The organism is Mesobacillus boroniphilus (assembly GCF_018424685.1).
Classification (GTDB): Bacteria; Bacillota; Bacilli; order Bacillales; family Cytobacillaceae; genus Mesobacillus; species Mesobacillus boroniphilus_A.
In genome coordinates this window covers 609463-629348 of record NZ_QTKX01000001.1, presented here as the reverse complement: position 1 = coordinate 629348, position 19886 = coordinate 609463, and the positions used below count along the sequence as shown (strand labels likewise).

At 43.9% G+C, this 19886-nt stretch carries 19 protein-coding genes; 1 reads left to right on the top strand and 18 read right to left on the bottom strand.

The genetic code is table 11. The annotated features are described in order from the left end of the window. Positions 1–70: 70 nt before the first annotated feature. The 3 genes from recG to DYI25_RS03070 form a co-directional block, all read right to left on the bottom strand. Complete coding sequence (recG, locus tag DYI25_RS03080) at positions 71–2119, bottom strand: ATP-dependent DNA helicase RecG (protein ID WP_213366853.1); 2049 nt, start codon at positions 2117–2119, stop codon at positions 71–73. Between the two features lie 356 nt (positions 2120–2475). Further along, positions 2476–4146, bottom strand: coding sequence for a DAK2 domain-containing protein (locus DYI25_RS03075; protein WP_213366851.1), 1671 nt, complete (start codon positions 4144–4146; stop codon positions 2476–2478). A gap of 15 nt (positions 4147–4161) precedes the next feature. After that, positions 4162–4524 carry an Asp23/Gls24 family envelope stress response protein gene (locus tag DYI25_RS03070; RefSeq protein ID WP_041965977.1) on the bottom strand — a complete coding sequence of 121 codons (363 nt, stop codon included), beginning with the start codon at positions 4522–4524 and terminating at the stop codon, positions 4162–4164. A 294-nt stretch (positions 4525–4818) separates the two neighbouring features. Between DYI25_RS03070 and rpmB the strand changes: the two genes are divergently transcribed. Then, on the top strand, positions 4819–5007 hold the full coding sequence (gene rpmB, locus DYI25_RS03065; protein ID WP_213366849.1) for a 50S ribosomal protein L28: 189 nt from the start codon (positions 4819–4821) through the stop codon (positions 5005–5007). Positions 5008–5219: 212 nt separating this feature from the next. On the opposite strand, the gene spoVM is transcribed toward rpmB, so the two are convergent. From spoVM to remA, 15 genes are all read right to left on the bottom strand, one after another. Then, positions 5220–5300, bottom strand: a complete 81-nt coding sequence (gene spoVM / locus DYI25_RS03060) for a stage V sporulation protein SpoVM (protein ID WP_210363964.1) — start codon at positions 5298–5300, stop codon at positions 5220–5222. Positions 5301–5437: 137 nt separating this feature from the next. Continuing rightward, positions 5438–6085 carry a thiamine diphosphokinase gene (locus tag DYI25_RS03055; RefSeq protein ID WP_213366847.1) on the bottom strand — a complete coding sequence of 216 codons (648 nt, stop codon included), beginning with the start codon at positions 6083–6085 and terminating at the stop codon, positions 5438–5440. Positions 6086–6255: 170 nt separating this feature from the next. Further along, on the bottom strand, positions 6256–6900 hold the full coding sequence (gene rpe / locus DYI25_RS03050) for a ribulose-phosphate 3-epimerase (protein WP_213366845.1): 645 nt from the start codon (positions 6898–6900) through the stop codon (positions 6256–6258). A 3-nt stretch (positions 6901–6903) separates the two neighbouring features. Beyond that, entirely contained in the window at positions 6904–7785 is an 882-nt protein-coding gene (gene rsgA / locus DYI25_RS03045; RefSeq protein WP_213366843.1) for a ribosome small subunit-dependent GTPase A, read from the bottom strand. Between the two features lie 18 nt (positions 7786–7803). Further along, entirely contained in the window at positions 7804–9756 is a 1953-nt protein-coding gene (pknB, locus tag DYI25_RS03040; RefSeq protein ID WP_213366841.1) for a Stk1 family PASTA domain-containing Ser/Thr kinase, read from the bottom strand. A gap of 5 nt (positions 9757–9761) precedes the next feature. After that, positions 9762–10514: a Stp1/IreP family PP2C-type Ser/Thr phosphatase gene (locus tag DYI25_RS03035; protein ID WP_213369370.1), complete on the bottom strand. Its 753-nt coding sequence runs from the start codon at positions 10512–10514 to the stop codon at positions 9762–9764. 4 nt (positions 10515–10518) lie between these two features. Further along, positions 10519–11610 (bottom strand): 23S rRNA (adenine(2503)-C(2))-methyltransferase RlmN, encoded by a 1092-nt coding sequence (gene rlmN, locus DYI25_RS03030; protein WP_213366839.1) that lies wholly within the window; start codon positions 11608–11610, stop codon positions 10519–10521. A gap of 1 nt (position 11611) precedes the next feature. Continuing rightward, complete coding sequence (gene rsmB / locus DYI25_RS03025; RefSeq protein WP_213366837.1) at positions 11612–12961, bottom strand: 16S rRNA (cytosine(967)-C(5))-methyltransferase RsmB; 1350 nt, start codon at positions 12959–12961, stop codon at positions 11612–11614. Beyond that, positions 12954–13907 carry a methionyl-tRNA formyltransferase gene (gene fmt, locus DYI25_RS03020; RefSeq protein ID WP_213366835.1) on the bottom strand — a complete coding sequence of 318 codons (954 nt, stop codon included), beginning with the start codon at positions 13905–13907 and terminating at the stop codon, positions 12954–12956. The genes rsmB and fmt overlap by 8 nt, the downstream gene beginning before the upstream one ends. Beyond that, a complete protein-coding gene (gene def / locus DYI25_RS03015) occupies positions 13904–14389 on the bottom strand; it encodes a peptide deformylase (RefSeq protein ID WP_213366833.1) in 486 nt (161 codons plus the stop codon). Before def ends, fmt begins: the two co-directional genes overlap by 4 nt. Positions 14390–14604: 215 nt before the next feature. Beyond that, positions 14605–17019 carry a primosomal protein N' gene (priA, locus tag DYI25_RS03010; RefSeq protein ID WP_213366831.1) on the bottom strand — a complete coding sequence of 805 codons (2415 nt, stop codon included), beginning with the start codon at positions 17017–17019 and terminating at the stop codon, positions 14605–14607. After that, a complete protein-coding gene (coaBC, locus tag DYI25_RS03005) occupies positions 17016–18227 on the bottom strand; it encodes a bifunctional phosphopantothenoylcysteine decarboxylase/phosphopantothenate--cysteine ligase CoaBC (RefSeq protein ID WP_213366829.1) in 1212 nt (403 codons plus the stop codon). Before coaBC ends, priA begins: the two co-directional genes overlap by 4 nt. Positions 18228–18745: 518 nt before the next feature. Beyond that, on the bottom strand, positions 18746–18970 hold the full coding sequence (rpoZ, locus tag DYI25_RS03000) for a DNA-directed RNA polymerase subunit omega (protein ID WP_041965989.1): 225 nt from the start codon (positions 18968–18970) through the stop codon (positions 18746–18748). Next, a complete protein-coding gene (gene gmk, locus DYI25_RS02995; protein WP_213366826.1) occupies positions 18971–19585 on the bottom strand; it encodes a guanylate kinase in 615 nt (204 codons plus the stop codon). 9 nt (positions 19586–19594) lie between these two features. Beyond that, entirely contained in the window at positions 19595–19858 is a 264-nt protein-coding gene (remA, locus tag DYI25_RS02990) for an extracellular matrix/biofilm regulator RemA (protein WP_023614949.1), read from the bottom strand. Between the last annotated feature and the right edge of the window lie 28 nt (positions 19859–19886).

The following is a 19886-nucleotide window of genomic DNA, read 5'->3' as shown; positions in this document are numbered from 1 at the left end:
AGCAGACTCACAACTGAATCTGCTCCCGTCCATTCTATGAATCTTGTAATAGTAATTAGATTCAGTAAGATCAATCCAGTTTTTCATTGGCAAGAGCACCCGTTTCCTGTAGGTACTCGCGCAATAATCTATATTTTTCACCTTGCCAGAAAGCTTCTGATTGGACCAGCAAGGTCGCATCATTCCTTGCTGTTTCTAACGCACGGTAGTCATGGACCATATCTGCCACCTTGAATTCAGGCAGGCCGCTTTGCTTTTTCCCAAAGAAGTCTCCTGGACCGCGCAGCTCTAAATCCTTTTCACTAAGAACAAACCCATCATTCGTTTCGGACATTATTTTCATTCGTTCTTTCCCTACTTCGCTTTTAGGGTCTGCAAGTAATATACAGTACGATTGGTCACTGCCACGACCGACCCTGCCTCTTAATTGGTGTAGTTGGGCGAGACCAAATCTCTCCGCATCATAAATAAGCATTACCGTCGCATTTGGGACATTTACTCCTACCTCGACAACTGTAGTCGAAACAAGGACTTGCACTTCATTTTCACTAAAAGCTTTCATGACCTGGTCTTTCTCATCGGAATGAAGGCGTCCGTGCATAAGCCCGACATTGTAACGGCCTTTAAAATAGAAACTTAATGTACTATGCACATCGATTGCATTCTGGACGTCCAGCTTATCTGACTCCTCAATAAGGGGACATATCACATAGGCCTGTCTTCCTTTTGCGAGCTCTTTTTCCATAAATGCAAGCACTCGCTCAAGCATTTCATGTTTGGCCCAATAAGTTTCGATCGTTTTACGGCCAGCTGGCATTTCGTCGATCACAGAGACATCCATTTCACCGAATACCGTGATTGCTAGAGTTCTTGGTATTGGAGTCGCGGTCATGAACAAGACATCTGGGTTTTCCCCTTTTTCCCTAAGCACTCGTCTTTGCTCAACTCCAAAACGATGCTGTTCATCCGTGATAACGAGTCCCAGATTGTTAAAATCCACTTCATCTTGGATCAAAGCATGCGTTCCAATCAATACGTCAATTTCACCATGTTTTAACTGTTCAAGCATGCCTTTTCTTCGCTTGCCTTTAACAGAGCTTGTTAGGAGAGCAACTGTAATACCAAATGGCTCAAGCAATTGTGTCAATGACTGCGAGTGCTGTTCTGCCAGAATTTCGGTCGGTACCATTAGTGCGCCTTGGTACCCAGCGGTCTTTGCAGCATAAAGCGCTATCGCCGCAACTACTGTTTTACCTGATCCCACATCCCCTTGGAGAAGACGATTCATTCGGTAAGGCGACTTCATATCACCAAGGATTTCATTTACCACTCGCTTTTGTGCCCCTGTTAACGGAAACGGCAGCCCGGTGATGAACGCCTTTAGTTTATCCAATTTATATGCAATGGCAATTCCCGGGCTCTGTTCACGTTCCATCTTCCTCAATGACTGCATTTTCAGTTGGAATAAGAGAAACTCCTCATAAACAAATCTCCTTCTCGCCTGCTTCATCTCATCTGAGCCTGCCGGAAGATGCATGATTTTCAAAGCTTCTCTGCGATTCAGCAACTTATATTTCTTAAGAAGCTCTGATGGGAGAATCTCCTCTATTTGATGGCCAAATTGAGAAAATGCTTGCTTGATCAGCCTTCTGATTGTTTTCACAGTCATTTTTCCTTTAACCGCATAAACCGGTTCAAAATCCTGGCTCTTCGCATGCTCTCCCAATGACATTTGAGTGGCCGTAATCGTCTGTCTATGCTGATCCCATTTGCCAGTAACAGTGATAGATTCGCCGACAGTTATTTTTTGTTTTAAATAAGGCTGGTTAAAGAATGTGGCAATGATCAAGTATCGGCCAACAAGCAGTCTGACTGTAAGACGGTTCTTTTTACGGCCATAATATACAACAGAAGGTTCACTGTGAACCTTCCCCTCAACCGTGACTCTCTCGTCATGCTTCACTTCTGCCAGATCCTTTAGACGATAATCTTCATAACGGTATGGGAAATATTCGAGCAGGTCACCAACAGTCCAGATGTGCATGTCTGCCAGTGTCTCCGCCATTTCATTACCGATTCCTTTAACTGCTGTAACTGGTTGCATTAGATGATCATTCACGTTTATCAAGCGGTATGCCGAATATCCTGGCCCCCAGCTCCCGGCCAGTCGGTGTAGCCGCTACCCCTCCTTTCGCTGGTTCTAATCAGAGTACTGCTTTTCCCCTTTTTCACCTGTGCAGCTTATTTTCAGGCAATGCAGACCATCTGCTTTTACCCTTTTCGCCTGTGCAGCTTATTTTGGGGCAATGCAAAGACTCTTACGTTTAACTTTTCACATATAACAGAGCTCTTTATATAAAAATGGGGAAAATCCCTTTTATACAAAACGAAATAGAAGGGGAATCCCCTTCTATTTCTTAGTATCATATTTACGATTTTATTTGTCCAGCAGAAGAATCAGCACTGCCGGAAAATTTATTCAATCGCGAAGATAAAGGCATATAGAGGCTGTTCCCCATTATGGACTTCAACTTCTACATCGCCGTAATTACTTTCAACAAACTCGACGATTGAATCGACATCTTCATCTGAAGCGTCTTCTCCCTTAAGAATCGTCAGGATTTCTGAGTCTTCATCCAGCATTTGGTCCAATAGGCCCTTAGCTGCCTTGACTTTATCCTGGTCCTTCAGGATGATCTTCCCATCGGAAATTCCCATGAAATCTCCAGTGGAAATTTCCAGTCCATCGATGCTTGTGTCACGGACTGCATATGTCAGCTGTCCAGTTTTCACATGTTGCATCGCTTCGGTCATTGCGTCTTTATTATCAGAAGGTTCAGCTCCTGGGTTGAATGAAAGCAATGCTGTCATTCCCTGAGGCACGGTCTTCGAAGGGATTACTACTACTTCTTCCTCCGCTACCTCTGCAGCCTGTTCAGCAGCCATGATGATGTTTTTATTATTCGGCAGGATGATTACCTTGCGCGCGTTTACTTCTTTGATCGCCTTAATGATATCCTCTGTGCTTGGATTCATTGTCTGCCCGCCTTCGATCACCGCATTGGCACCGATGCTGCGGAAAAGCTCAGCGATACCAGAACCCATTGAGACAGCGACGATTCCGTATTCCCGCTTTTCTTTCTTTGGCTCATTAGCCTGTGTTCGAAGAGGGGTAGTTGGTTCGCCGACAATATCCGTATGCTGCTGGCGCATGTTCTCAATTTTCATATTGATGAGGTTTCCATATTTTTGTCCATAAGTCAGAACTTCGCCAGGCTGTTCTGAGTGGATATGTACCTTTACGACCTCATCGTCAGAAATGACAAGAAGAGAATCTCCATAGTTGCTCAAGTCCTGACGGAAATTTTCCTCAGAGAATGCTTCTTTTCCTTCAAGCCTAACCATGAATTCAGTACAATAGCCGAATTCGATATCCTCAGTATTCATGTGGCTCTGAACGCTCTTATGGTGCTCTGCGCTCACAAGCTCATTCATGTTGGGCATTGCAGACGGGGAGTCAGGAAGCTTTTCGCCCTTTAATTCTGCAAGGAAGCCTTCATATACAAATACAAGGCCCTGTCCGCCACTGTCGACTACTCCAACTTCCTTTAGGACAGGAAGCAAGTCAGGGGTGCGGTTTAATGACGCCTTCGCTTCTTTTAGCACTTCTTCCATTAAGCCAATAAGACTTTCATGGGTTTTGGCAACAGCTACGGCATGCTTGGCAGCATCCTTTGCTACCGTTAAAATGGTGCCTTCCACAGGTTTCATGACAGCCTTATAAGCTGTTTCAACACCTGCATTCAACGCAGCGGCAAACTCTACAGAGTTCACAGTTGGCTTATTTTCGATTGCTTTTGCAAAACCACGGAATAATTGGGAAAGGATAACTCCAGAGTTTCCTCTGGCCCCCATAAGCAAGCCTTTGGCAAGCGCGGAACCAACCTTCCCGATATGTTCCTGTACATTGTTCTTAACTTCCTTTGCTCCGGAAGTCATGGATAAATTCATATTCGTTCCTGTATCACCATCAGGAACAGGGAAGACGTTCAGCGCGTCGACATACTTGGCATTCGCCGCCAAATGGTTGGCGCCCTGGATGACCATTTCCGCAAAACGTTTTCCGTCTAGAACATTAATAGACACAAATCTTTCCTCCTCTTACGGGTTCGTTACACGAACTCCCTGAACGTAAATATTGACCGAGTCAACTGCCAGCCCTACAGTTTTATCAAGAGTGTATTTTACCTTTGACTGGACATTGTGGGCAACCTCGGAAATTTTCGTCCCATAGCTCACAATAATATACATATCGATATGTACTTCTTCGTTTTCCTGGCGAACGATTACTCCGCGCGTGAAATTCTCCCTGCGCAAAATATCTGTTAATCCGTCCTTGATCTGATTCTTTGAAGCCATCCCGACAATACCATAACAATCGACAGCTGCGCCGCCTGCAATCGTTGCAATGACATCATTTGATATATCAATTTGTCCGTACTTCGTTTTTAGCTCGATGGACATGATTCGTTCCCCCTTTGGAAAAATAGCGTAATGCTACAGTTATTTTACTATAAGCCAATCAATTTTTAAAGTTATTCTGCGCTTCCCTTTATTATTCAGCAAGAATCTCAACTATATGTCAAGGTTTTTTTCTTTATAGCTTTCGCCAGAACTATTGCAAATGGGAAATTTCTATGATAAATTATTAAAGTATGTCAGAGAAAAGGTTATCCTGATTAATTCGCAGTTCTGACGATATGCAACTAATTGCAGCAAAAAATAGTATCAGCTTTTGTCAGTTAGGAGGGAAATCATATGCCACGTAAATGTGTAGTAACTGGTAAATCAACTCGTTCTGGTAACGCACGCTCTCACGCAATGAACGCTAACAAGCGTACATGGGGTGCTAACCTTCAAAAAGTTCGTATTCTTGTAGACGGTAAGCCTAAGCGTGTTTGGGTATCTACAAGAGCTCTAAGATCAGGTAAAGTTGAGCGCGTTTAATTAAAAAAAGTCGCAGACCTTCTGCCTGGCTCCAGTGGCCGGCAGGAAACTGCACGGCATCCATGAGGGTGCCTTTTTTATTTTTAACGGGTTTTAATTCACCCTCATGCTCATTCTTCCCAATTGACGACAAAATAATAGCACCCCGTTTCCAGGGTGCCAAAGAGCTTTCATATACTCTTTCCATCTTTACTTATTCTTTGTTAACGGTTCTATTCCTTTTTAAATGCACCTAACATCGCCCGTACGAGGCCACCTAAAAACCTAGGTAGTTTGATTGTATAAAATCTCATACCGTCCCTCCTCACCATCTCTCGAAAACCAGTCTTCTATCTGCTTCTGTATAGTATATTCGTGTGTATGCAAATATTGCTCCTTTCATTTGAACCCGTGAAATCAAATTCATGAATAGAGCTCAATAGAAGACCTTTCAATCCTTGCTCCTTACAACTAATAATATGCCTTCGCAAAATGAAAAAGTACCATGACCTCTAATAAGTTCATTACTAATACATAGTGTCGATCCCATAGGAATATGACAGTCATTTAATGGGTATTTAAAATTTTCTAATGTCATTCCGGAGACTGCTGGTGTTACAGGGAGGAACGAAATATATTTAAAATCCTGCATATGCTCAATGTTGTAGGTGCCTGGTTTTTTAACATATAAAATATTTTTTGCATCAATGATTTCGATATGTAGATTATTCTCCTGTTTCAGAGGTTTGACCAGGAGCTGGATATTTGCCATCAAATGGTCGAGACGTCCACCGGTAGCACCAAAAATGGTGATTGACTCTGCTTCCTGTTCGAGAGCCCAGTTTAAAGCTAGTTCCATATCTGTTTCATCTTTTTCCGGCTTGAATTTTTTAAGGTCTGTAACGACCTCTTCAATTTCTGCCATCTCTGCTTCTGAAACGGAATCAAAGTCTCCGAAAGCTGCTGCTGGCTTGACTCCTGCTTTCAGTAAATAGAATACACCTCTATCTATCCCAATCCAGATTATATTGCTTCCATCATACAAATGAAAATCAGGTATCAGGTTTGACGGTCCTCCTGCTACTAAATGTATTTTCATGAAGACGATCTCCTTTTCAAAATTCAGCGAATTAGATTTTGTTAAAAGCTAAATAAAGCCAGCCGCTGTTACGGCTGGCTTTATTTGAGGATAAGAATGTTTAAATTCACTTCGAGAATTGTCCCGCTTCAGCGCTTGCAGGTGCTGACCAAGGCGCTTGTGCATTTCTTTTATTGTCTTAAGCTTGCGATAGCAGCTCCTCTGTCTTCCTTATTGAAAACAGCTGAACCCGCAACGAGTACAGTCGCCCCTGCTTCAACACAAAGCTTGGCAGTCTCTTCGTTCACTCCGCCATCAATCTCGATTTCAAGTCCTGGATTCAGTGAATCTGCCAGCTCTTTTACCTGCCTGATTTTCGGAAGTACCGAGGAAATGAATTTTTGGCCGCCAAAGCCCGGATTGACAGACATAAGCAGCACCATATCCACATCCTCGATGATATGCTTCAGGCTGTCCACAGGAGTTGCAGGATTCAGGACAACTCCAGCCTTTACACCAGTAGACTTAATTAGCTGGATTGTCCTGTGCAGGTGCCTGCTTGCTTCCACGTGGACCGTGATGTAATCAGCACCTGCATTTGCGAAAGCTTCAATATATTGGTCCGGGTTCTCGATCATCAGGTGAACATCAAGCGGAAGCTTCGTTACTGGCCTGATTGCCTCGACAATCAATGGGCCAATCGTAATATTCGGCACGAAATGCCCATCCATTACATCCACGTGAATATAATCAGCCCCACCTCGCTCGACATCTTTGATTTCTTCCCCCAGGCGGGCAAAGTCGGCTGATAAGATTGAAGGTGCTATCTTTACCATATATCAGTACCTCGGCTTTCTATCTTTGATTTCTAACAAAAAGTCTTTGTAATGCTTATACCTGTACTCAGGCAAAGAATCTGATTCGACTGCTGCCTTGACCGCACATTTAGGCTCAGCCATGTGGAGACATCCGCGGAACTTGCAATCCTCACTGATTTCAGCAATATCCGGGAAGCAGGAGTTCAGCTCTTCCGCTTCGATTTCGGTAAATTCCAGGGAACTGAAACCAGGCGTGTCGGCAACAAGTCCATTATTAATTGTAATCAGCTCGACATGTCTTGTTGTATGCTTGCCCCTGCCAAGATGCGAGGAAATATCATCGGTTTTCAATTCTAGATCTGGACGGATCGCATTGAGCAATGATGACTTCCCGACTCCAGATTGTCCAGCAAACACAGAGATCTTCCCCTCAATATGGGGTCTTAATTTTTCAAGACCCTCTGAAGTTTCAGATGAAGTAAAAATAACCTCATAGCCTGCTTTCCGATAATCCTCTGCATATTCTTCAAGTCGGGACTTTTGCTCTTCATTTGTTAAATCCATTTTCGTAATGCAGATGAGTGGCTCGATATGATTATATTCAACAAGGACCAGGAACCGGTCGAGCAGGGCTGAGCTGAAGTCGGGTTCTACAGCTGAAAAAACAAGGATTGCCTGGTCTACATTCGCGATTGGAGGTCGAACTAACTCATTCTTCCGGCGTTTGACTTCCATGATATAGCCTTCCGTATCATTTTCAGCCTGAAAAACGACCTCATCACCTACAAGCGGTGTTACCTTGTTTTTGCGGAAAACACCTCGGCCGCGGCATTGAACAACCCCATCGTCATTCGCAACATAATAAAAACCGCTCAGCGCCTTGATAATTTTGCCCTCAGGCATAGCAACACTCCCTGTCTGTTAGTCTTCTGGATAATCGACACTGCCACTATCAAAGATTTCTCCATCCCGCATAATTCTATATTCAGCCTGTTTACCAGGCGCAATTAGAAAATCAAGAATTATTAGTTCGTCCTCTGTGATTTCAATTGTGTCTACAGGAGTTTCCCCATTGTGATTTAGGTCACTCATGTAGATCTTGATTTCCTGCGGTACTCCTTCTTCTTTAGGCTGATATGTTACGGTAATTTCACGTGATACTTCTTTCGGGACTGGTTCTTTTCCTTTTGAAAGGACAACATTTACTTTACTGCCCTTTTTCAGTTCAGTTCCTGCTTCAGGTTTTTGGGAGATAACCAATCCTGCGGGGATTGTATCATGAAACTCCTCAGTACTTTCAATTACAAGCCCAGTGGTGTCAGCATAAAGATCAAGGTTTCTCTGGTTGTATTCGGTTAAATCACCCAGAGTTACTAATTCAGGCCCTTTGCTAACCTTAAATTCCAAAGTTGTATCCCCTGGAATGACGGATTCTCCTCCAGGTGGATCTTGTTCAAGGATCGTACCCGCCTCACTATCATCGTGCTCTTCGATTTTTTTGAAATCCTTGAAACCCTTTCCTTCTAGCAGCCTGACGACATCATCGTACATCCTGTCGGTATAATCCGATAATTCCACTTTTTCTTTACCGGCACTGATATACAAGTCGATTTCATTGCCTTCTTTGATCATCTTTCCGGCCGTCGGATTGGTACGGATGACATTTCCTTCTTCGACTTCTTCATCACTGATTTCTTTTATGTCTCCAGTGATGAAGCCAGCAGACATGAGTTGTGCGACTGCTTCTTCTACTTCCATGCCGCTTACATCAGGCACTTCCTTTTCCTTCGGGCCGAATAAGTCAGGTCCCATTGTCACCATTACTATTCCCGCAGTCAGGATCAACAAAAACAAAATTGTCAAAATGACTGGCCATTTCTTTTTCTTCTTCTTCTCAGGCTTTGCCTTTGGAGTTTGTTCGTGTGAACCAGGAGCGTCTTTCCGTACGATTGTTTCGTCAAGATTATGATAAGGCCGGTCATTGGTTATAATTGGTATCGCTTTTGTTGCTTCATCGTCTTCTGGTATGACAAATTTGCCTTCATTCAAACGCTTAGTCTCAAGCGCCGTACGCAGGTCTTCTTCCATTTCATCGACATTGTCATAGCGATGGAAAGGATCCTTCGCAGTTGCCTTGAGCACAATATTTTCCACGCTCTGGGGAATGTGCGGATTCCATCTTTTTAATGAAGGAGTCTCTGATTGTAAATGCTTAAGCGCGATGGAAACGGCGGATTCACCTGAAAAAGGAAGCCTGCCTGTAAGCAATTCGAACATGACAATCCCAATCGAATAAATATCCGATTTTTTGTTCGCCATGCCTCCTCTTGCCTGTTCAGGAGAAAGATAATGAACAGAGCCCAGCACTGAATTCGTTTGAGTGATACTTGTCGCACTCAGGGCCATTGCAATGCCAAAGTCGGTAATTTTTACGGTTCCATTGCTATCAACCAGGATATTATGCGGCTTGATATCGCGATGTACAATATGGTTATGATGGGCATGCGAGATAGCAGATGTCAGCTGTTTCATGATGTCCAAGGCTTCTTCAACCGGGACTGGGGCATGCTGCTGTATGTATTGCTTTAACGTCTGGCCATCAACGTATTCCATCACAATATAGTATAGTCCATCCTCTTCACCGACATCATATATACTGACGATATTCGGATGGGCAAGGCTAGTTGCAGATTGCGCCTCCCTGTGGAACCTGCGGATAAATTCATCATCATTGGCAAAATCAAGACGAAGCATCTTGACCGCGACATCCCTGTCGAGGATCATGTCTCGAGCCAGATAGACATTTGCCATGCCTCCCCCGCCGATCATGTCCTTGATTTTATAACGCCCGCTGATTCTTTTTCCGATAATCATATTCTTCACCTGCCCTCGTTGAATTCCTGGTATTCGACGATAGCAAGAGTTATATTATCTTCGCCGCCGTATTCGTTTGCCCTTTTGATAAATTCTGCCGCCTTATCTTCATGGGACATTTCTTTGTTATTAATAATGCTTTCCATTTCTTCCTGGCTTACTTTATTGGAAAGTCCATCTGAACAAAGCAACAATATATCTTCCTCTTCAAAGATGATTGTTTTAACATCCATTTCAACCGACTCTTCAGTTCCAAGAGCCCTTAACAGGACATTTTTCCGTGGGTGATGCTCTGCATCTTCCTTGGAAATTTGCCCAGAACGAACGAGTTCGTTAACAAGAGAGTGATCCTCCGTCAACTGTTTAAATCCCGTTTCGTTTAATAAGTAACAACGGCTGTCACCTATATTTACGATGGTTGCGAACAGGTTCGTACAGATGGCAGCAACTATTGTTGTGCCCATACCTTCACATTCTGTATTTTTCAAAGAATGATCAAAAATTTCTTTATTGACTTGCAAAACCGCTTCTTCCATCCATTTTTCTGCTTCTTCTGCTGTATGTATCTGCGTTGAATTTCCCCAAAGGTCCTTCAGATGTTTAATTGTCATTTCACTGGCAACATCCCCTGCACGGTGTCCGCCCATGCCATCTGCTACGATGGCAAGGCGCTGACCGTGAGGATTTACAAAGATGCCGCCATTGTCTTCATTATGCAGGCGGACTTTTCCCCTGTCTGTCATGAAAACAGCTTTCATCTTGTCACCTCGTCTCTTCTTTTCTTTCTTTCGCCCGAAGTTGTCCGCAAGCTGCTTCAATGTCATGCCCTTGTTCTCTTCTGATTGTCACATTCACTCCACGGTCGCGAAGAGTACGTTCGAACTTGAAGATCTGGCTCTTTGGTGTCCTTACGTAATCACGTTCAGGTACATAGTTGACCGGAATCAAATTGATATGGCACTTCAGTCCTTTAACCAGTTGCGCAAGCTCTTCAGCGTGCTCAACCTGATCATTGACACCACCGAACAGACCATATTCAAAGCTGATTCTTCTTCCTGTCTTGTTCACATAATAACGGACTGAATCCATTAAATCAGGAAGCTTGTATGCGCGGTTGATTGGCATCAGCCTGCTGCGCAACTCAGTGTTTGGTGCATGCAAGGAAATCGCAAAGTTTATTTGCATATTTTCATCCGCAAATTGATAGATCTTAGGGATGATGCCGCTTGTAGAAACGGTAATATGACGTGCGCCAATATTCAAGCCTTTTTCATGGTTCATAATTTTCAGGAATGAAAGCATATTGTCATAGTTGTCAAATGGTTCACCGATTCCCATGATAACAATTGAGCTTACTCTCTCTTCTGTCTCGTCTAGTGCCTGTTGTACTTTTACGACCTGAGCCACAATTTCTCCTGCTTCCAGATTCCTCTTTAAACCGCCAAGGGTTGAAGCACAGAAAGTACAGCCGATCCTGCAGCCAACCTGTGTAGTTACACAGACAGAGTTTCCGTATTCATGTCTCATAAGAACCGTTTCAATAGACATACCGTCATGCATTTCAAATAAGAACTTGATTGTTCCGTCAGATGAAGTCTGCTGTATGATTGTACTCAGGGTTGTCAGGACAAAATGCTCGTCTAGCTTGTCCCTCAAAGGCTTTGACAAATTAGACATCTCTTCAAAAGAGGTTGCTCTTTTTTGGTAGAGCCAGTCAAAAATTTGTTCTGCCCTGAATGGTTTTTCTCCTTGTTCCTTCAGCCAATCCTTTATTTCTTCAAGCTGAAGTGAATAAATGGACTTTTTTGCTGAATCCTGGGTTGCTGAATTTCTAGTTGTGTTTTCTTGTTCCATGTTATTCCACCTTCTTTCTTAAACAAGCAATATAAAACCCATCAGAGCCAATGTCCTGCGGAAGAATTTGCACATCAAAGCCATTGATCAATGGTTTGATTGCCTCTGGCATTCTTTTTGCAAATGTTGTATCTCCTTCGAATTCCGGATGCTCGCGTAAAAATTTTTCGATTACTTCCTGGTTTTCTTCACGGTCTACCGTGCATGTGCTATATACCAGTGTACCCCTAGCTTTCAAGAGTGGGGCGACTGATTCCAGCAGGCTTAGCTGAATGGTTTGCAGCTGTGATAAATCCTGTTCTTTCTTAGTATACTTCATATCAGGCTTTCGTCTCATCACTCCAAGGCCAGAGCACGGAGCATCCAGCAAGACCCGGTCTATTGATTCTTTTTCAAATTGGGTGGCTGCCTGGCGGCTGTCCATTTTTTGAGCTTCGATATTTTCGAGGCCCAGGCGCTCAGCATTCTCAGAGATCAGCTTCACCTTGTGCTCATGGAGGTCGAGTGATAACACCTTCCCGCTATTTCCAAGCTTTTCGGCGATATGGGTAGTCTTCCCTCCTGGTGCTGCACATGCATCAAGAATAACCTCTTCTTCTTTGATGCCTAGTGCATGGGCAACCAGCATGGAGCTCTCATCCTGGATCGTCAACAAACCATACTTGAAAGCTTTAGATGATGCAAGATTGCCTCGCAGACACTTGACTGCTTCGGGAAGGATGGGACTAGGTTCTACTTCAAAACCTTCTTCCTCCAAAAGCGCCAGGCACTCATCACGGGAGATTCTCGTCAAATTGACCCTGCCTGTCTGCAGCGGTGCTGTTAAATTCACTTCACACATTTCCAGTGTCTTTTCCACCCCGAATTGGTTTACCCACCTTCTTACAAGCCACAATGGATGGCTAGTCTCAATGGAAATTCTTTCAGCAGGATCCTCGATAGAATCAAGTGAAGGTAATCCATTTCGCTGAATGCTCCTTAGCACACCATTAACAAGACTGGCAATACCCTTATGCCCCCTGCGTTTTGCGATTTCCACTGCTTCAAATATAGCCGCTCTTTCCGGGATTTTATCTAAGTAAACCATCTGATAAACGGTCATGCGAAGCAGATTGATGACCCAGCTTTGAAGCTTTTTGTTTTTCTCGATAAAAGGCTTTAGGTAAAAATCGATGGTCATTTTCCGCTGAAGCGTGCCATATACCAACTCTGTCAACAACCCTACGTCAATCTGACTGATTTCATTTTTATCAATCGCACTGTTCAAGAGCAGATTGCTGTAGGCCTGATTCTTTTCAATTGTTTCCAGGAGCTGCAATGCTGTATCCCTTACATTTTTCTTTTTACTCATTGGTGTCTCCTAACCTAACGCCTGGTACTAAGTTTGCCCCTGCCCCTAGCAAGAATTGCTTCGCATCCATCTTTTTCTTGCCTGCCGGCTGAAGTTCTGTGATTTTTATTGCGGTTTCATCACCAGTGGCAACAATTAGACCATCTTCTTCAATTTTCAAGATCATACCAGGTTGTTCGCTTCCTTTATAGCTTGCCTTTTCGGCACTCCATAGCTTCATTACCGATCCATCCATAGTGGTATAGGCAACAGGCCAAGGATTCATGCCACGGATATGGTTATATATCTCAGCGCCAGTTCTGTTCCAATCGATTTTCTCCTGTTCGCGCTTGATGTTCCATGCAAATGTTGCTTCTTCATTGTTTTGTGGAACAGGAGTGATTTCACCTTTTAACAGCTTTGGAACCGTCTCTGACAAGAGGTCTGCACCAGCAGCGCTCATTTTATCATGTAAGGATCCAACTGTATCTGTTTCGCTAATTGGCACTTCGATCTGAGTCAGGATATCGCCAGCGTCCAGCTTTTCCACCATATACATAATGGTTATCCCTGTTTTTTCTTTGCCTTCAATAATGGCGTAGTGAATGGGAGCTCCACCCCGCAGCTCTGGCAGTAGGGATGCATGGACATTGATGCAGCCAAACTTAGGTGCCTCGAGAAGTTGGTTTGGTAAAATTTGTCCAAACGCGGCAGTGACAATTAAATCCGGTTCAAGGGCCAGGATTTTATCCAGTTCCTCCTGCTGTCGGATTTTCTCCGGCTGATAAACCGGGATGCCAAGTTTCAGCGCTTCTGCTTTTACAGGAGGCGGAGTAAGGACCCGCTTTCTGCCAACTGGTCGGTCAGGCTGGGTTACAACTCCTATGACGTCATACCCTTCATCGACCAATCTCCTCAAAACCGGGACAGAAAAGTCCGGAGTCCCCATAAATACGATTCTTGTCATTCCTGGTTCAACTCCTCTAAATCAGCTTCTTCGATATACCTTGTCACCTTGGTGGTAAATAACACCCCGTGTAAGTGGTCAATTTCATGTAGGATCGCTCGTGCTAAAAACTCTTCTGCTTCTAATTCATAGCTCTTACCTTTGCGATTCTGAGCTTTTACCTTCACATAATTCGGGCGAGTGACCTCTCCGTATAATCCCGGGAAACTTAAGCATCCTTCAGGACCAGTCTGCTCACCGCGAGTTTCGAGAATCACCGGGTTGATCAATTCAATCGTACCGTGCTCATCATCGATATCTACAATCGCAATTTGCTTCTTTATATCTATTTGAGGAGCAGCCAGGCCAACACCATCAAATTCAATCATTGTATCATACATGTCATCCAGCAGCTTTGCCAGTTTTTTATCAAAAACTGTTACCTTTTCGCATTCTTGCTCCAAAATGTCCGCTGGGTAAGTTACTATTTTTCTTACTGCCAAAATAAATCCTCCAATAAATCCATTTAAATATTAGTATTAGCTTGTTCAATCTTCTTTTTTCATAAACTTTCCTCAAGACTCGTTTCGTAAACTTTGTTGCATTCACAAGGCTTTACAGTTCCAGAAGCCTCCTCGAAAAGAGCTCCGAAGCTTTGCAAGAGCCTCTTCAGAAAGAAGAGATCATTTCGAAAACCAGCCCGCCTTGAAAATTATCATTACATTAGGATATAAGGGTTAAGGTCTACAGAAATCTGCAATCCTCCTGTCCCTGTTTCCTGCTGGTAATGATCCAGAATTGTTTTAAGGGCATTTTTCAGTTCTGGTTCCTTTTTGTATTTTATCAGACATTGATAACGATATCTATCGTTGATCCGCGGGATTGGCGATGCTACTGGCCCCAGTACAACTGCTTCATTCGAGAGCCTCGATGAAATGTATTTTGCAATCTTTTCGGTAACTGAAACTACTTTCATCAATTCTTCATGGCTGACTGTTACCAGGGAAAGATAGTAAAATGGCGGATACTGGTGAACCTTCCGCATCAGCATCTCCTGCTGGTAAAAGCGGTCGTAATCCTGTGTCCCGGCAAGCTCAACACTGTAATGCTCTGGAGTATAAGTCTGGATTACTACCTCTCCAGGGAGCTTGTGCCTTCCAGCCCTTCCGCTTACCTGCGTCAAAAGCTGGAATGTTTTTTCCGAAGAACGGAAATCGGGCAGGTTCAACATTGTGTCAGCTGACAGGACACCTACTAATGTAATGTTTGGAAAATCCAACCCTTTCGCAATCATTTGCGTTCCGAGTAATATGTCCGCCTGGCCCTCCTGAAAAGCGGTCAGTAACTTTTCATGTGAACCTTTCCTGCCCGTTGTATCGACATCCATCCTGATGATTCTCGCCTCAGGAATTAATTTCAACAATTCTTCCTCAACCTTTTGAGTCCCGGTCCCGAAATAGCGGATATGCTCACTATTGCATTCAGGACATATTGTTGGCACCCTGTCTTCATAACCGCAATAATGGCATTTCATTTGCTCATTATAACGGTGGTATGTCAGCGTAATATCGCAATGCGGACAGTTCATGACATATCCGCAATCACGGCACATCACAAAAGATGAATGCCCACGTTTATTTAAAAACAGGACGGTCTGCTCTTTTTTCTCCAGCCTGTCTTTTATCTTTTCAAACAGCTTTACCGAAAACATAGAGCGGTTTCCTGTTCGCAATTCCTCTCGCATGTCGACGATTTCAACAGTTGGCAGCGCCTGATTGTTCATCCGCTTTGGCAGAGACAACAAAGTATACCTTCCTTTTTGCGCCCGGGCAAATGATTCGAGTGAAGGGGTAGCACTGCCGAGGACGACTGGACAAGCATTTGTTTTAGCCCGCTGGATCGCCACGTCCCTTGCATGGTATCTTGGGTTCTCTTCTTGCTTGTAGCTCGTTTCATGCTCTTCATCGATGATGATGATCCCGATATTCTCGAATGGAGCAAAAATCGCTGACCTGGCTCCTACGACCACTTTTACTTCCTTGCGCTGGATTTTTCGCCATTCATCATACTTCTCCCCCGCAGATAAACCGCTATGCATGACAGCCACCAAATCACCAAATCGCTCCTTGAAGCGCGTGACCATTTGTGGAGTTAATGAGATTTCCGGCACAAGCACAATCGCTTCCTTTCCTTTACTCAAGACCTGCTGGATGGACTGCAAATAGATTTCAGTCTTTCCGCTGCCTGTGACACCATATAATAGGAAGACTTCATGCAAATCCTTTTCAATTGCAGAAAGGATTGGGCTAATAGCTTTTTCTTGCTCATTTGTCAGTTCCAGAGCCATTTTTCGTTCAAATTCCCGTTCTGCATATGGGTCTCTGTAAACCTCTATCTCTTCAACTCTTATTAAACCTTTCTTAACAAGTGATTGAATTGATGCCTGTGAGATTCCGAGAGTGGAGAGGATCAGCCTCTGTTCTACAGGCTCAGGATGTTCAAGAAAAAAATCAAGCACAGATTGCTGCCCTGACGCCTGTGATGGAAGCTTGTCCCTTGCCTCCTTCAGTTGATCATGACCAATGACTGGGGAAACATGCTTGAGCAGTTTTTTGCGCACCCTGTCCTTCACCTGGTAAACAACCTCAACCCTTCCGGACGCCGCCTCCTTTTGAAGTTGCTGGACAAGCCCTTTTGAAACGGCATCCTCCCATTTCATTTCACTATTTTCCCTAAATAACTCCAGTAAATTTCCGGGAAGGTCGGTTATCTCTATTCCTTTAGCAAGGACAATTTTCTTTTCATATTTAGCCTTCAATGCTGCTGGGAGCATCACCTGGTAAGAGGAGATTTTATAGCTTAATGTATGCTCAGTCAGCCAGTCACCCAGTTGGAGAAGTTCCTCATTCAATACCGGCGTCAAATCAAGTGGTTCGATGATTGACCGCAACTTAGAAAAGCTCGACTTTTCCTTAAGACCCCTGACAAAACCCTGGATTTTTCTTGGACCAAATGGAACGATAACCCTCGTCCCAGGCTTAATCACTTCTTTGAATTTTTCTGGGATTTTATAGTCAAAGGTTTTGTCAGTTTGCTTTGCAGGCACATCGACAATAACGCTTGCTATATTCATAAGCTTTCATCCTTTTTTAACCACTGGACAACTTCGGTAAGAATATTTCTGGCTACATCTGATTTTGACATCAAAGGCAGTTCGATGATTGTACCATCCTTTTTGTAAATGGTAACAATATTCGTATCTGCGCCAAAGCCAGCCCCTTCCTGCTTGACGTTATTCGCCACAATCATGTCTGCGTTTTTTCTGGCAAGTTTGCCCTTCGCATGGTTTTCGACATCATTAGTTTCGGCTGCGAACCCTACAATAACCTGGCCCTTCTTTTTTTGTCCAAGCTCGAAAAGAATATCCTTCGTTCTTTCAAGCTCTAGAGCCTGGTCGCCTTCTTTTTTCTTCATTTTCTCTTCATATATATACTTCGGCCGGTAATCCGCAACCGCCGCGGTTCCAATAAGGACATCAGCTTCCCCGAAATGTCCCAGGGCAGCCTGGTACATTTCCTCAGCACTTTCTACTTTGATCAATTCAGCTCCACTTGGAGGTTCAAGGTTGACCGGCCCCGAAACAAGGACCACTCTTGCCCCCATTTTCACAGCTTCCCCTGCTAACGCATACCCCATCTTGCCAGTTGAATGATTGGTGAGGAAGCGGACAGGATCGATTTTTTCCCTCGTAGGCCCGGCAGTAATCAAGAAAGTTTTCCCCGAAAGTTCCCCGTCCTGTTTATTGAAAAACTGGCCAGCAAGCTCCACGATTGTCTCCGGTTCCTCAAGACGGCCCTTACCTGTGTATCCACAGGCTAAATACCCTTCTCCCGGTTCAATAAATTCATAACCGAAGCTCCTGAGTGTTTCCATGTTTTTCTGGACAGCAGGGTGTTGATACATATGTACATTCATCGCTGGTGCAACCCATACAGGTGCAGTCGCTGCCAGGAGTGTAGTAGAAATCATATTATCAGCAATCCCGTTAGCAAGTTTGCCAATGATGTTGGCTGTTGCCGGAGCAACTATAATCAAATCAGCCCAATCAGCTAAATGGATATGGGCTATATTTTCAGGATTTTTTTCATCGAATGTATCTGTATAAACTTCACTTCTGGACAATGCCTGAAAAGTGAGCGGAGTTACGAATTTAGCTGCGGAATCACTCAGGATTACCTTCACTTCCGCGCCTGCCTGTGTCAACTTGCTCGTCAGCGCAGCACCCTTATATACAGCGATCCCACCGGTCACGCACAATAGAATTTTTTTACCGTTCAGCATGTCAGAGAACCCCCATTTTACAACAAACTATCATTATGATTGAACTATAACATTTTTTCACAGATTAAGCATGAAATAGGCAAAGTAGCTACTTTAATTTGACCTTTATGGACTAACACAGTATCTCAATGGGCTGTGTTAATTTAGACTGTTGATTTCCGTTCCAGGTACTCCGCTTTCCGCGGGACTGGCGCTGAGCCTCCTCGTCGTTTCACTCCTGCGGGGTCTCACCTGTCCAGTTAATCCCGCAGGACATTGAATTGCTTCCTCGAATTTACCCACGCACGATGGAAATGCGATAGCATTTTCGGAGGAGTCTGCGCGCCTTCCACTCCAATCAACAGGTTATAAATATAAAAGTAAGTCATAACACAGCCTTTAATTTATAAGGTTACATAGAAAAGTTTTAAATGCCCGAAGAGGTGGTCTAGCCCTGATAAGTCATTTTGAAACCCTACAACATGGTCTATGCACCTATAAAAAAATAACAACCCAATAAATAGGTTGTTATCGCGGTGTTATTCGTTGATATTTAACTCTTCATGGCTTCCTGCTGTCTTGAAGTGAAGCTTTTCTGCATTGATTTCTTCAAGTGCCTTGCCAACAAATTTATGGGAAACATACTTATCTAATTTAGCATCCATGTGGACCTGCATGCTGCGCGCGCGCTTTGCTGCAACCGATACTAAGGAATATTTTGAATCAATTTTTGTCATTAAAGAGTCAATAGAAGGATTAAGCATTTATTCTACCTCCAGCATTTTTTTATAACGATGTTGAACTCGTTCCCTGCGGCAGTGTTCCGCCACAACGATTGACTTAACTCGGTCGGCTGCGTTTTCAATATGGTCGTTTTCAACCACATAATCATATAATTCCATCATTTCAAGTTCTTCTCTTGCAGCTTTCATCCTGCCTTTGATGATTTCTTCCGTTTCTGTGCCACGTGTCACGATCCGGTTTTCAAGCTCTGAAAGGCTAGGTGGCGCTAGGAAAATGAATAGCCCCTCCGGGAATTTCTTCCTTACCTGGCTTGCTCCTTGAACTTCAATCTCAAGGAAAACATCCCTTCCTGCATCGAGCGTTGCGCGTACGTACTCAACTGGAGTCCCATAGTAATTGCCAACAAACTCTGCATACTCTAGCAATTGGTCCTGTTTGATCATTTCTTCAAATTCTTCCCTGGTCTTGAAGAAATAATCTACTCCGTTTTGCTCCCCTTCACGCGGCAGCCTCGTTGTCGCGGACACGGAATATTCAAAAGCTGTATCCGGCTGGGAAAATAATTCTTTCCGGACCGTTCCTTTGCCAACCCCTGATGGTCCTGAAAGAACAATCAACAATCCTTTTTCCTGCATTAAATAGTCCTACCCTTCATCAATAATATCATCACGGTCATTCAGGCGGTGAGCTACCGTTTCTGGCTGTACCGCAGAGAGAATGACATGGTCGCTGTCCATGACGATGACTGCCCTTGTCCTTCTTCCGTATGTAGCATCTATTAGTGACCCACGGTCGCGTGCGTCCTGGATGATCCGTTTTATCGGAGCTGATTCAGGACTTACGATCGAAATGATCCTGTTGGCTGAAACAATATTGCCGAAGCCTATATTTATAAGCTTTATTGCCATGATGGTCCCCCAATCATCAGTTATTTAT